Here is a 13,329-nt window from a genome sequence, read left to right as displayed (position 1 = left end):
GAACTACTTTCCGTAGAGCCGAGCCCAGTTCTCCCGGGCGGTCAGTTCGGGCAACGCGTCGCGGTAACGCTGCTGGACGGTCGCACCCTGCTCCCGGAACTGCTTGAGCAGCGCCGCCATCCGGGCGGTGATCTCCTTCGCGAGGTCCTTGTCGCGGCGACGGACACGCACCCCCGACTGCGAAGCATCGGTCACGACCGCGTGGTCGAAGAGCGAGACGTGCCACCAGTGCGCGTCGGCGGCGGGGATGTTCGCGATGCCGTGCTGGGTGCGCCCCAGCCACTGCATCGCGACGCGCTTCGCGAGCACCAGGTCCTCACGGGCCGAATCGGGTTCGGGGCCCGCCACCCGGGTCACCAGATCCGACGACCGGATACCGGGGACGTCGTTCGCGGGGTGCTTCACCGTCTCCGGGAACCGGGCGCGTTCCTTGCGGATCGCACCGAGGACCGCCTGCCCGCCGTCCTGGAGCACGTCAGGGCCGGCGAGGAAGTCCTCGATACCGCGCAACGTGGTGTGCGCCAGGCCGTACTGCATCGACACCAGGTACTGGCTGATCTCCCGGCCGAGGGTCACGCTCAAGGACTTCGTGTCGAAGTCGCTGTGCAGGGCCGCGACGATGAGCGAGTTGCGCACACTGAAGTACTTGGCCCAGTCGTCCCGATCCTTCCAGTGGAAGTCCGCATGCCACACACCGGCGTTCGGGAGGGTCACGGTGACGAAACCTGCTGCGCGGGCGCGGATTCCGTACTCGATGTCGTCCCACTGGAAGAACATCGGAATCGGCAGTCCGATGCGCGAGACCACCTCGGCGGGGATCAGGCAGGACCACCACGCGTTGTACCCGGCGTCGACGCGCTTCTCCTGACGCTTCTTGATCAGGTTGGCGTCGTGCAGCGAATTCGCGGCCCAGCGGCCGGCACGCAGCTTCCCCAGATCCGCTTCCTCGGCGCTCACGTGCAGGTTCTGCGGATTCATCAGGTAGAGCATCTGGGCACCGACGAGGGTCGGCTCCGTCGTCACGTTCGCGAACGCATTCATCCGCAGCACCGTCTCCGGCTCGCACAGGATGTCGTCGTCCATCAGGATGACGTTGGCGTGTTCGTTGACGGCCGTCACCTCGTACATGCCGCGGGTGAAGCCGCCCGCCCCACCGAGATTGGGCTGTCGGAGATAGACGAGCTTGTCGCCCAGCTTGTCCGCCGTGGCGGCGAACGACTCACGCTCGGACACGTGGTCGGTGCCCTGATCGACGACGTAGACGGCGTCGATCCCGGCGCACATCTGCTCGTCGCCGGCGATGGCGGCAACCGTGTCCGCGCAATCCTGCGCACGATTGAACGTGCAGATGGCGATCGCGGCGGGCCGGATGACGGCGGGCGCCGGCACGGTCCACTCACACTCGCGGACGCCCAGCGGACCGTCCACCGCCCGGAATTCGAGCCACAGCGAGCCACCGTCGAGGAACATGTCGAGCTTCGCGGACAGACGCGCCGTTCCCGCCCCGTCCACCTCGACGGTCGCGATGGTCCGGGTGTTGCCGCCCGAGTCGGATCCCCGCAGCAACGCCAGCGAGACACCGGCGGCGTCGTACGCGAACGACACCTCGACCTCGGTGACCGTGGTCCATCGCTGGTAGTAGCTGGCCGCGAAACGCCCGAAGTAGGTGTCGGTGTCGACGACCGCACCCTTGTCCAGCCGCAGCTCGAAACGCTCCCGATGCGCCGACCCCGACGTGATGGAGGCGTAGAGCTCGTCCTTCACCCGGGGCGTCGGTCCTGTGAAGACGCCTCGCTGCACCACCAGTCGACCCGACGCCGGATGCTCGTGGAGGGCGCTGCGAACAGCTGCCGTGCTCCCGTCCACAGGTACCACCGACGCCGACTCGCTCATCCCGCTCCTACATGTACATTCCCACGACTGTTCCGGTCCGGACCCGGCCGTTCCGTCGCTCGAGGGTATCAAGCGGCGTCCGACGGCTCCGGACTCGCGGACCGCCGCCGGGGACGTACGTACCAGAGAATTGTCTGCACCAGCACGACGGCGAACGCGCCCAGAGCTGCGGCGACGCCGAACCTCAGTCCCGGCGACCGGTACTCGACGACCAGGGTGTGCTCCCCCGCCGGCACGTCCACCGCGAGCAACCCGGCAGGGCCGTCGGACGGATCGACACTTCGGCCGTCCACGGCCGCGGTGTACCCCGGCCACGCCAGCCGCGCGAACACGATGTGTCCCGGCTCGTCGGCGGAGAATCGGATCTCCGCGCGGGCCGGAGCCGAGGACTCCGCGGTCACCTCGACCCCCGGGGACGCCCACGTGACCCGCCCGGCCTCCGGCAGAACGACGTCGCGGACCCACACGACCCGGACCGGGGTGTCGTAGGCGACGTGCCAGCCGGGCGGAGGGTCACCGGCCGCGACCTCGGGAAGCAGCGCCCGCTGCAACACCAGAGTCGAGACGCCCATGACGTCGATCAACGGGGCGGGCGTCCGATCGTCGGCCGACTGCCAGAGCCGGTCGTAGGCCGCGGCGCAGGTGGCGCCCCGATAGTCCATGCACAGTTCTTCGGCGAACTCGGCGAACCCCATGCCGGTGTAGCTGGCGATCGCCTCGACACCCGCGGCGCGCGGCAGATTGCCGAACAGGATCTCGCCGTTGCGGGCGTCCTCCGGTCCGGTGCGGTCCAGCGCGGCCAGTTGCAGCACGGTGCCGCGATAACCGGACGTGCCCGCGGTGACCCGCGGGAGATGGAAGGCCGGCGCCGCCGTCGCCGGTGCCGGCGGCTGGTCCGGTTTCGGGGCCGGTGCGGGCAGCAGACTCGACTGCAGGAACAGGACTGCGGCGGTACCGACGACGGCCACGGACGCCGCCGCTGCGGCGCCGGCCCGCCGGAACGCGACCAGCAGCGCCGTGACCAGCAGGGCCGTGACGGCCAGTCCGAGCAGATGGGTCGGGGTTTCGTCCGGACGCACGGCCCAGGACAGGTACGCGCCCGCGGCGACGATCACCGCGGTCGTGACGGCCCGGCGTCGCACGTGGTCACGGGCCAGGCCCGACGAGAGCCCGAGGGCCAGCAGTACCGCGCCCGCGAGATAGAGGTACTCGACCAACCGCACCGGCCAGCGGAACAACCACACGTTCGACGGCGCGAGCGTCGCCACCAGATAGAAGCCGCCGACGACGAAGACACTGACCGCGCCCACCGTGCGGGCCCGCAGCTCCCGCCACCGGATCCACGGCAGCAGGGGCAGCGCGAACCACACGAAATACGTGGTCGGGTTGGCCTCGAGACGGCCACCGGCCCACGTCGACATCGAGGGCAGGTAGGTGGGCGAACTGCTCGCGGCGATGTCACCGAGGTCCGGCACCAGGAAGGTGTCGTTCGCGATGGCCGCCAGGGAGTCCCGGGTCGTGACGTCGCTACTGCCGAGCAGCGGCAGGAACACCAGCAGCGCCGTCGCACCCACACACGCGCCCATCACCGCGACCTGCACCAGGCGCCCGTAACCCCGGGCGAGCAGCAGTTCGATGCCGACGGCGGCGAGCACGACGATCGCGCCCAGCGTCGCGTACGGGTTTCCGGTGGTCATCGCGAGGAACCCGAACAGGAAGGGCACCAGCGGATTGGTGCCGCCCCGCGAGAAGCGGCGGGTCGCCCACCAGAAGTGCGTGATCCAGGTGAACGCCATCAGCCCGGCCGGCCACCCCGACGCTTCGTACCACAGGGTGAAACCGGAGACCGGGACGGCGACGGCCACCATGATCGCTGCGCTGCGACGCGCGCCGTACTCGCGTGCGAGCAGGAAGACACCGGCCGCCAGGATCGCGAGGATCTCGATCATCACCACGAACGCGGCCAGAGACAGGTTGTCGAACCGCGACACGAGGAGGAAGTTCGCCCAGTTGAGCGGGTTCCAGATACCGTCCAGCCCCTCGGCGGCGTAGTTGCCGCCCATCCAGCCGGACGGGTCCATCGTCGGCCACTGGCGGTCGCGCAGGCTCTCGCCGAACATGTGCCACATGGGCGCGAACTGCTCGTGCTGGTCGCCGACGTAGAAGAAGAAGCTGCCCCGCCACTGGGCGATGGAGGCGACCACCGCGGTGACGAGTCCGACCCCGATCGCGACGGCCCAGTCCGGTAAGCGGTCGTTCAGCCGCCGAAGGCCCGTCGCCCGCCCGCCGTCCACCGTGCTCCTCTGCGTCGTCACTGCCGTCACTGGTTCGTACCCCTCACAGACATCCGGGCGAGCATAAGTCAGTGACGAGCGGGTTCCGGAATCGTCGGGGACCGCGTCAGTGGCGCTCGGTCGGGCTTCCGGCCGAGTTCGCGCCGGGACCGTCGGCTGTCTCGACCACCGTCACCGTCGACGCCGGCTGATGCGTGAGGATGCGGCGCGACAGCAGGAAGGTGACCGGGATGGCCGCGACCGCAGCGATGAGCGGGGCGATCCGGTCGTCCACGCCGAGGAACGTCACGAGCAGCACCATGCCGACCGTCGTCACGATGTAGTTGGTGGCGTTGGTCAGCGGGAACAGCGCGAACTTGCGCCACGTCGGCCGCGTCCTGAACGTCCAGTAGCAGTTCAGGAAGAACGAGCCGACCATCGAGATCGCAATCGCGAGCAGGTGCGCGGCCAGGTACGGCATCACCGTGTTGAACACGAGATACAGCGCGTAGTAGACGCCGGTGTTGACGACCCCGACCACCCCGAACCGCAGGATGTGCCGCATCACTGCGACTCCACCTCACGGCCGCCCGGCTCGGTCTCGGCGACCAGGAAGTGCGGTCGCCGCTTGGTCTCGTAGTAGATCCGCCCCACGTACTCGCCGATGATGCCGAGGAACAGCAGTTGCAGACCACCCATACCGGTGATCGCGGCGATCAGCGTGACGTAGCCGGGCGCGGTGACACCGTGCACCAGGGCCGCGATGACCAGTGCGACGACGTACACGAACGAGACCGCCGTGACGACCGCGCCCAGGTAGACCGCGAGCCGCAGCGGCGCATTGTTGAACGACATGATGCCGTCGATGCCGTAGTTGAGCAGTCTCCGGAAGCTCCACTTGCTCTCGCCACCGCCCTGACGTGCGACGTTGTGGTAGTCCACGGTCGCAGTGGGGAATCCGATCCACGAGAACATGCCCTTGGAGAACCGGTTGTACTCGCGCATCTGCAGCAGAGCGTCGACCGCGCGGCGGCTCAGCAAGCGGAAGTCGCCGGCGCCGTCCTCCATGTTCACGTCGACCAGCGAGTTGACGAGCCGGTAGTACAGCCGCGACACCAGGGTGCGGCCGAGCGCGTCCCCTTCCCGGGTGCGCCGGGCGATCACCTGGTCGTACCCCTCGCCGTGCAGGCGCAGCATGTCGAGCAGCAGATGCGGGGGATGCTGCAGATCGGCGTCCATGATCACGACGGCGTCGCCGCGTGCGTATCGGAGCCCGGCCAGCATCGCCGCTTCCTTGCCGAAATTGCGGCTGAAGCTGATGAAACGGCAACGGGGATCGCGCGCGTTGATCTCGCGCATGAGCCGGACGGTGTCGTCCCGGCTGCCGTCGTCCACGAGAACGAGTTCCGCCTCGACGTCCGCGTCCTCGAGGGTGTCGAGAACCTGCCGGACGAGCTCCTCGAGAACACTCTCTTCGTTGTGGCACGGCACCACGACGGACAACAGCATTCGACAATCTCCTCGATAAACCCACGCACCCTGCGAGGCCGCCGCCGCAGGTACGCCGGGCACCCCCAGCTTAGGGGGTTACCGCGCGCGGGTCCCTGCGCCCCGATGTCAGCTCAGCGTGCCGATCCCGAGCGAACCCGCGGCGATCGACCCGATGCCGGTCTTGAGGGAGCCGTAGGTGAACGACCCCGTGTTCGCGGACCCGAGGTTGCCCGAGCCGGTGTTCGCCGACCCCACGTTGCCGGAGCCGGTGTTCGCGGACCCGACGTTGCCGGAGCCGGTGTTCGCCGATCCGACGTTGTTGGACCCGGTGTTGGCCCACCCGAGGTTGAAGGAGCCGGTGTTGTCGGGGCCGATGTTGTTCCAGTCGATGCTGCTCGCGGCGAGCAGGCCCAGGCTGCCGAGTCCGGCGGCGACAGCCGAACCGATGGCGCCGGCCTGGATCTCGGCGGGTCCGACGTAGCCGACGCCGACCGCATCCTGGCACGGCACGGGAAGTTCGAGGCCCGGCGCGACGGTGGCCGTGGCGTTGGCCAGCAGTCCCTCCACCCGGAACGGCGCGCAGGCCGGCGCGCCCGCGACCGGGTCGGCGGCGGCGGTGCCGGCGGAGCCCAGGGCCACCGCCCCGAGCGCGGATGCGACCACGAGTGCCCGGCACGCACGACGCCGGCGGGCAGTGCTGTTCGGTGCGGCAGTGCTGTTCGGTGCGGCAGTGCTGTTCGGTGCGGCAGTGTTCTTCGGTCCGGCCCCCATACGAGCGCCCCCTCCGGTTCGTCCCCTGAGCGACAGATCCCGACGCGAATGCTGGTGACGCTACCGCGTGACGTCCGTCGCCGTGGCCGGATCGACGGCTTCGCGCAGGCTGCGGCTACTGCCCGGTGCGCGCGTATCCGGCCTCGGTCGCGGCCTTCGCCGGACGCCACCACTCGGGGTGCTCGCGGTACCACTGCACGGTCGCCTCGAGACCGCTGCGGAAGTCCCGGTAGCGCGGCTCCCACCCCAGCTCGGTGCGCAGCCGCGTCGAATCGATCGCGTACCGCAGGTCGTGGCCGGGCCGGTCCGGGACGAAGTCGAAGTCGTCGGCGGATCGCCCGAAGATCTCGAGCAGCATCGCGATGACGGTGCGGTTGTCGACCTCGCCGTCCGCACCGATCAGGTACGTCTCCCCGATCCGACCCTTCTCGAGGACGGTCCACACGGCGCGGTTGTGGTCGTCGACGTGGATCCAGTCGCGCACATTGCGGCCCTGCCCGTAGAGCTTGGGGCGGACGCCGTCGAGCAGGTTCGTGATCTGCCGCGGAATGAACTTCTCCACGTGCTGGAAGGGGCCGTAGTTGTTGGAGCAGTTCGACAGCGTCGCCCGGATCCCGAACGATCGCGTCCAGGCCCGCACCAGCATGTCGCTCGACGCCTTCGTCGACGAGTAGGGACTGGACGGGTTGTAGGCGGTGGCTTCGGTGAAGCGCCCCGGATCGCCCAGCTCGAGGTCGCCGTACACCTCGTCGGTCGAGATGTGGTGGTAGCGGACGTCGTGGTCCCGCACGGCCTGCAGCAGCGTGAACGTGCCCACGACGTTGGTCCGCACGAACGGCCAGGGGTCGGCCAGCGAGTTGTCGTTGTGCGACTCGGCCGCGAAATGCACGACGGCGTCGGAATCGGCCACCAGGCGGTTGACGGTGTCGGCGTCGGCGATGTCGCCGTGCACGAAGTCGATCCGATCGGCGACCGCGTCGAGCGAGGCCCGGTTGCCGGCGTACGTCAGCGCGTCGAGGACCGTGACCCGGACGTCGGGCCGTTCCGCGACGGTCTGGTGGACGAAATTGGCACCGATGAACCCGGCGCCACCGGTGACGAGCAGCCTCATACCGGGGAGACTACCGACGGTCGCGGACCGCTCATGCCCGCACCGGTTCCGGCGTCTGCTCCTCCTCGCCCGGGATCGACGTGCCGCGGAGGGAGACACCCGCGGTCTCGCGGAGGAAGGCCACCGAGACGAGGCCGATGACGCACGCGCCCATCATGTAGATCGCGGGGAACAGGCTCCAGCCCGTCGAGTGGATGACCGCGTCGTTGACGAGTGGGGCGGTGCCGCCGAAGACGGCCGTCGAGACGTTGTAGCCGATCGCGAAGCCGGCGTAGCGGACCTGGGTGGGGAACATGGCCGGGAACGTCGCGGAGATGGTCGCCAGCTGTGGCAGGTAGAGCAGCCCGAGCACCGCGAACGCGAGCAGTGCCCACCCGAATCCCTGCGCCATCAGCCAGTACATCGGCACGGCAGCGATCAGCAAGCCGATCAGCGAGCCCCACCACATGGGCTTGCGGCCGAGCGTGTCCGACCAGCGCCCGAAGAAAGGTATGCACGCCATCATGACCAGTTCGCCGATCAGGATGATCACCGTCGTCGACTGCGTGCTCAGGCCGAGCGTCGACTCCAGGTAGGTGGGCTGGTACGTGAGCAGCGTGTAGTTCACCACGTTCAGGGCGACGACCATGCCGGTCAGCACCAGGATCGGGCGCCAGTAGTTCTTCAGCAGATCGGCGAGGCCACCCAGGATCGAGTTCTGGCTGTCGCCCTGCGCGTCCACCTCGTCGAACACCGGCGACTCGTCGAGCTTGCTGCGCAGGAACCAGCCGACCAACCCGAGCGGCAGCGCGATCAGGAACGGGATCCGCCAGCCCCACGACGCCATGTCGTCGTCGGAGATCATCAGCTCGCACAGCATCACCACGGCGGTGCCGGCGGCGAACCCGCCGAGGGTGCCGAACTCCAGGAAGCTGCCGTACCGGCCGCGCTTGTCGTCGGGCGCGTACTCGGCCATGAACGTGGCCGCGCCGCCGTACTCGCCGCCGGTGGAAAAGCCCTGGACCACGCGTAGCAGGATCAACAGGATCGGTGCCGCGATGCCGATCGACGCGTACGACGGGATCGCCGCGATCAACGCGGTCGCGCCGGACATCAGCAGGATCGTCGTCGCCAGCACAGCCTTGCGGCCGAGCCGGTCGCCCAGCGGACCCCAGATCATGCCGCCCAGCGGACGGAGCACGAACGAGACCGCGAAGCCGAGCATCGTGCCGATCGAGCCGAGGTGCCCCGGGAAGAAGTTCTGGGTCAGGTAGGTGGCCGTCGTGGCGTAGACGCCGTAGTCGAACCACTCGGTCGCGTTGCCCATAGCCGAGCCGGCGATCGCCTTGCGTAGCGTCCGCTGGTCCACGTCAACGCCCGGTTCGGTGGCGCCGCCAGTCTTCTGGCGCGCGGGACCGTACGTCGATTCCTGCATGCGTAGGGCCCCTTCAGACGTGGGGTCTGCGGTAGGCAGACCTTCTTCATCGGTCGTTTTCGACGCTAACGGGACATGTCCGACTCCGCTTGGCACAACGAGCGGCGGGCCCGCGCGCGGAGGAGCGACGCACCCCGACAATCGCGTCGTAGCCGACCGGCCTCGCCACTCCCGCGATCTCCCACCGTCGCCCGTGAAACACTGCTCTACATGCGCGGAATCATTCTGGCTGGCGGTACCGGCAGCCGGCTGCACCCGATCACGCTGGGCGTGAGCAAGCAGCTGGTGCCCGTCTACGACAAGCCGATGATCTACTACCCGCTCTCGACGCTCATGCTTGCCGGAATCCGCGACATCCTGATCATCACCACCCCGCAGGACGCCGGACAGTTCCGCAATCTGCTGGGCGACGGCTCCCGGTTCGGCATCTCGCTGAGCTACCAGGTGCAGCGCGAGCCGAACGGTCTGGCGCAGGCGTTCGTGCTGGGTGCCGACCACATCCGCGACGACTCGGTGGCCCTCGTCCTGGGCGACAACATCTTCTACGGTCCCGGCCTGGGCACCACGCTCACCCGCTTCCACGACGTCAAGGGCGGCGCGGTGTTCGGGTACTGGGTGTCCGATCCGGGCGCGTACGGCGTCATCGAGTTCGACGACACCGGCGCCGCAGTCTCGTTGGAGGAGAAGCCGGCGGTGCCGCGGTCGAACTACGCCGTGCCGGGGCTGTACTTCTACGACAACGACGTCGTCACGATCGCGCGGGAGTTGACGCCCTCGGCGCGCGGCGAGTACGAGATCACCGACGTCAATCGCACGTATCTCGAGGCCGGACGGCTGCAGGTGGAGGTGCTCCCGCGCGGCACGGCCTGGCTCGACACCGGCACGTTCGACTCCCTGCTCGACGCGTCGAACTACGTGCGGACCATCGAGCAGCGGCAGGGCCTCAAGATCGGTGTGCCCGAAGAGGTCGCGTGGCGGCGCGGATTCATCTCCGACGACGAACTGCGCGAGCGCGCCGAACCGCTGGTCAAGTCCGGTTACGGCACGTACCTGCTGGGGTTGCTCGACCGCGGCCGAGAATGGTGACCATGGATTATCGGGAGTTGAAGGTTCCGGGGGCGTGGGAGATCACGCCCCGACAGTTCGGCGATCACCGCGGGGTGTTCCTCGAATGGTTCAAGGAGCCCGGCTTCTCCGCGAACGTCGGTCGCACCCTCGATCTGGCTCAGGCCAACTGTTCGGTGTCGGCGGCCGGCGTGTTGCGCGGCATCCACTTCGCCGACGTCCCGCCCGGCCAGGCCAAGTACGTCACGTGTGTGCGGGGCGCGATCCTCGACGTCGTCGTCGACCTGCGGGTGGGCTCGCCGACGTTCGGACAGTGGGATTCGGTGCTGCTCGACGACGTCGACCGCCGCGCCGTCTTCATCTCCGAGGGGCTGGGCCACGGGTTCCTGTCCCTCGCGGACGATTCGACGGTGATCTACCTGTGCTCCACGGGCTACGCCCCGGACCGCGAGCACGAGGTGAGCCCGCTGGATCCGGGCATCGGTATCGATTGGCCGGTCGTCGGCCGCGACGGCAGCTCACTGCAGTGGACGCTGTCGGACAAGGACCTGGCGGCGCCGACCCTTCAGCAGGCTCGCGACGCGGGTCTGCTGCCCGTCTACCGGGAGGGCCACGAGTGAGCCGATGAGTGCCTTCGGGGTGCGCCGCGTCAGCGCTGCGATCGCAGTGCTCGCCGCAGTGGGCCTCGCACTCCTGGCAATTCCTCTCGAACACGGCACACTCGACGTCCCGAAGCAGGCGCAGGCGACGACGGCCCTCGCGCCACCGCCCCCACCGCCGCCCGTCCCCCTCGCCCCGCAGCAGATCGCCGAGCGCGTCGTCCCGACGATCGTCACCGTCACGACGCGGACGGGACTGGGCACGACGGCGGGCACCGGGATCGTGCTGCGTCCGGCGGGACCTGCCGCCATCGTGCTCACCAACCACCACGTGATCGATGGCGGGACGGACATCACGGCCGAGAGCATGCGCGACGGCACCCCCTACCCGGTCGAGGTCCTCGGCTACGACAGCTCCCGCGACCTGGCGGTTCTGCGCCTGCCCGGCGGCGCGGCGCTACCACCCGCCGCGCTCGGGTCGTCGCGGACCGCCGGTGTCGGCGATCCGGTGACCGCGATCGGAAACGCAGAGGGCGGTGGTGTCCCGCAATCGGCGCCGGGGGCGGTCACCCGGCTCGGGGTCACGGTGCTCACCCGTAACTCCGTCGACGGCTCCCGCAACGAGCTGGCCGGGCTCATCGAGGTGAACGCCGACGTCCGGCCCGGCGACTCCGGTGGGCCATTGGTCGACGCGTTCGGCGAGGTGATCGGCGTGAGCAGCGCGGGCAACGCCGTCCAGCGGGACGAGCCGTCGGCCCCCGCACCGAAGTCGTACGCGATCCCCATCGACTCGGCGCTGGAGGTGGTCGACCAGATCCTCGCGGGACGCCCGTCCGATTCGGTGCACATCGGCCCCACCCCGCAGCTCGGCGTGAGCGTGCGCGACCACGTCGAACCACAGACGGGGACTCCGGCCGGCGCGCAGATCGTGCAGGTGAGTTACCGCTCCCCCGCCGACGGGCTGGGCCTGGCGCGCGGCGACGTGATCGTGCAGTTCGGCGGCGTCCCGATCCGGACGGCGTCCGACCTCACGGTCCGGATGATCGCGCTGCACCCCGGTGACGTCGTCGACGTCGGGTGGATCGACGCCACCGGCGCGCAGCGGTCGGGCTCGATGGTGCTGACGGAAGGTCCGCCGCGCTGATCAGCCGCCGATGCCCAGTTTGGACGCCAGGCGCTGCAGGTAGGCGAGCACCTGTTCCTCGTCGGCGTCGGGCATGCCGAACAGTGCCTCGCTGACGCCGAGGTCCTGCCAGCGGGCGAGCTTGTCGGCGTCGGGTTTGCCGGCCAGGACGATGATCTCCGGCTGCCCGGTGCGGCCGGCGTCCGCCCAGATCTTGCGCAGCAACGTGACGTTGTCCTCGATGTCCTGCTCGATCGGGGTGGTGATCCAGCCGTCCGCCGAGCGCGCGATCCACCCGAACGTCTTCTCCGACGCGCCCGCACCGACGAGGACCGGCGGGCGGGGTTGCTGGACCGGCTTGGGCCACGCCCAGCTGGGACCGAACTTCACGAACTGACCGTCGTAGGACGCTTCCTCCTGCGTCCACAGCGCCTGCATCGCCTCGAGGTACTCGCGCAGCGCGGTGCGGCGCTTCTTGGGGTCGACGCCGTGGTCGGCGAGTTCCTCGGCGTTCCAGCCGTAGCCGACCCCGAACGTGACGCGGCCGCCGGACAGGTGGTCGAGCGACGCGATGGTCTTGGCGAGCGTGATGGGGTCGTGTTCGAGCGGCAGCGCGACCGATGTGCCCAGCCGGATCCGGGACGTCACCGACGCCGCGGTGCCGAGCGCGACCCACGGGTCGAGGGTGCGCATGTAGCGGTCGTCGGGCAGCGCGTCGGTGCCGGTGCCGGGATGGTTCGACGCCCGGTTGACCGGAATGTGGGTGTGTTCGGGCACGTAGAACGCGTCGAACCCGCACTTTTCGACGGCCTGTGCGGCGGTCGCGGGAGTGATGCCTCGGTCACTGGTGAACAGGCTGATGCCGTAGCGCACGATCTGACTCCTCCGGGGTGGTCGGTACCAGGAAATGTAACCGGTTCCACTCCGGATCGGAAGACTCTACAGACAGCTGTCCAGACAGCTATCGAATCTTGAAGATCACAGCACGCTGGACGACGAAGTTGATCACTGTCGCGGTGCCCTGCGCGATTACGAAGGCCAGCGGAATGCGCCACCACTCGTCCGGGAAGACGTGGGCCATCAGTCCGTTGAGTCCGACCTGCACGGCGAACGTGAGCGCGTACAGGACGACCACGGCGACGAACCGAGCCCGGCTCGGCTCGGCCTTGAACGTCCAGCGCCGGTTGATCAGGTACGCGGTGGTGGTGCCGGCGATGAAACTGATGGCCTTGGCGAGGTTGAGCGGCAGCCCGACGGCGAGCAGCAGCAGGTACAGCCCGAAGTCGACGACCGCCGACAGGCCACCGGTGAGCACGAAGCGCACGATCTGCGTCTTGAGGTCCAGGGACTCGTCGGCGAGGGAATCGGTGACGGGGATCTCGACCGGCAGCGGCGCATGCGGATCGTGGGCGTGGGGGCTTCCGGACACGCAACGAGACTAGGCGACCCGCGCCGGGCACACCGGCGTGACATCCCGCACAGGGCCCTGGACCTCGAGTGCACTCGAGGTTGCAAGATCAACGTCATGACCGTTTACACGCTGCCCGATCTGCCGTACGACTACGCCGCTCTCGAGCCCCACATCTCCG

Annotated in this window: 12 protein-coding genes; 3 read left to right on the top strand and 9 right to left on the bottom strand. The window is 69.0% G+C overall.

Features of this window, described 5'->3' with window-relative positions:
* Positions 1-3 precede the first annotated feature (3 nt).
* From A6I89_RS19475 to A6I89_RS19445, 7 genes are all read right to left on the bottom strand, one after another.
* Positions 4-1,893: a glycosyltransferase gene (locus tag A6I89_RS19475; RefSeq protein ID WP_022593442.1), complete on the bottom strand. Its 1,890-nt coding sequence runs from the start codon at positions 1,891-1,893 to the stop codon at positions 4-6.
* Between the two features lie 68 nt (positions 1,894-1,961).
* Positions 1,962-4,208, bottom strand: coding sequence for a hypothetical protein (locus tag A6I89_RS19470; RefSeq protein ID WP_049909930.1), 2,247 nt, complete (start codon positions 4,206-4,208; stop codon positions 1,962-1,964).
* A gap of 85 nt (positions 4,209-4,293) precedes the next feature.
* Positions 4,294-4,731 (bottom strand): GtrA family protein, encoded by a 438-nt coding sequence (locus A6I89_RS19465; protein ID WP_022593438.1) that lies wholly within the window; start codon positions 4,729-4,731, stop codon positions 4,294-4,296.
* A complete protein-coding gene (locus tag A6I89_RS19460; RefSeq protein WP_022593436.1) occupies positions 4,731-5,675 on the bottom strand; it encodes a glycosyltransferase family 2 protein in 945 nt (314 codons plus the stop codon). The genes A6I89_RS19465 and A6I89_RS19460 overlap by 1 nt, the downstream gene beginning before the upstream one ends.
* A gap of 108 nt (positions 5,676-5,783) precedes the next feature.
* Entirely contained in the window at positions 5,784-6,428 is a 645-nt protein-coding gene (locus A6I89_RS19455) for a pentapeptide repeat-containing protein (RefSeq protein WP_022593434.1), read from the bottom strand.
* 115 nt (positions 6,429-6,543) lie between these two features.
* Positions 6,544-7,539 (bottom strand): dTDP-glucose 4,6-dehydratase, encoded by a 996-nt coding sequence (gene rfbB, locus A6I89_RS19450; RefSeq protein ID WP_005516265.1) that lies wholly within the window; start codon positions 7,537-7,539, stop codon positions 6,544-6,546.
* A gap of 31 nt (positions 7,540-7,570) precedes the next feature.
* On the bottom strand, positions 7,571-8,953 hold the full coding sequence (locus tag A6I89_RS19445; protein WP_022593432.1) for an MFS transporter: 1,383 nt from the start codon (positions 8,951-8,953) through the stop codon (positions 7,571-7,573).
* Between the two features lie 210 nt (positions 8,954-9,163).
* On the opposite strand from A6I89_RS19445, the gene rfbA reads away from it, so the two are divergent.
* Genes rfbA through A6I89_RS19430 form a run of 3 tightly spaced genes read left to right on the top strand, consistent with a single transcriptional unit; the run spans position 9,164 to position 11,761 of the window.
* Positions 9,164-10,039, top strand: a complete 876-nt coding sequence (gene rfbA, locus A6I89_RS19440) for a glucose-1-phosphate thymidylyltransferase RfbA (protein ID WP_005516267.1) — start codon at positions 9,164-9,166, stop codon at positions 10,037-10,039.
* Positions 10,040-10,041: 2 nt separating this feature from the next.
* Positions 10,042-10,638: a dTDP-4-dehydrorhamnose 3,5-epimerase family protein gene (locus tag A6I89_RS19435; protein WP_022593430.1), complete on the top strand. Its 597-nt coding sequence runs from the start codon at positions 10,042-10,044 to the stop codon at positions 10,636-10,638.
* 4 nt (positions 10,639-10,642) lie between these two features.
* A complete protein-coding gene (locus A6I89_RS19430; RefSeq protein ID WP_022593428.1) occupies positions 10,643-11,761 on the top strand; it encodes a S1C family serine protease in 1,119 nt (372 codons plus the stop codon).
* Here A6I89_RS19430 and A6I89_RS19425 read toward each other — a convergent pair whose 3' ends face one another.
* Positions 11,762-12,613: an LLM class F420-dependent oxidoreductase gene (locus A6I89_RS19425; protein WP_013414540.1), complete on the bottom strand. Its 852-nt coding sequence runs from the start codon at positions 12,611-12,613 to the stop codon at positions 11,762-11,764.
* A gap of 88 nt (positions 12,614-12,701) precedes the next feature.
* Positions 12,702-13,169, bottom strand: a complete 468-nt coding sequence (locus tag A6I89_RS19420; RefSeq protein WP_013414539.1) for a GtrA family protein — start codon at positions 13,167-13,169, stop codon at positions 12,702-12,704.
* Positions 13,170-13,329: the final 160 nt, after the last annotated feature.

It is taken from the genome of Prescottella equi, from assembly GCF_002094305.1.
Taxonomy (GTDB): Bacteria; Actinomycetota; Actinomycetes; order Mycobacteriales; family Mycobacteriaceae; genus Prescottella; species Prescottella equi.
Note: the sequence above shows the minus strand (reverse complement) of the source record. Positions and strands in the feature narration are given on the sequence as shown.

Coding starts and splice junctions, on each gene's coding strand:
- A6I89_RS19445 (WP_022593432.1), bottom strand. CDS start 8,953: ATGCAGGAATCGACGTACGGTCCCGCGCGCCAGAAGACTGGCGGCGCC.
- rfbA (WP_005516267.1), top strand. CDS start 9,164: ATGCGCGGAATCATTCTGGCTGGCGGTACCGGCAGCCGGCTGCACCCG.
- A6I89_RS19475 (WP_022593442.1), bottom strand. CDS start 1,893: ATGAGCGAGTCGGCGTCGGTGGTACCTGTGGACGGGAGCACGGCAGCT.
- A6I89_RS19465 (WP_022593438.1), bottom strand. CDS start 4,731: ATGCGGCACATCCTGCGGTTCGGGGTGGTCGGGGTCGTCAACACCGGC.
- A6I89_RS19455 (WP_022593434.1), bottom strand. CDS start 6,428: ATGGGGGCCGGACCGAAGAACACTGCCGCACCGAACAGCACTGCCGCA.
- A6I89_RS19430 (WP_022593428.1), top strand. CDS start 10,643: ATGAGTGCCTTCGGGGTGCGCCGCGTCAGCGCTGCGATCGCAGTGCTC.
- A6I89_RS19435 (WP_022593430.1), top strand. CDS start 10,042: ATGGATTATCGGGAGTTGAAGGTTCCGGGGGCGTGGGAGATCACGCCC.
- A6I89_RS19460 (WP_022593436.1), bottom strand. CDS start 5,675: ATGCTGTTGTCCGTCGTGGTGCCGTGCCACAACGAAGAGAGTGTTCTC.
- rfbB (WP_005516265.1), bottom strand. CDS start 7,539: ATGAGGCTGCTCGTCACCGGTGGCGCCGGGTTCATCGGTGCCAATTTC.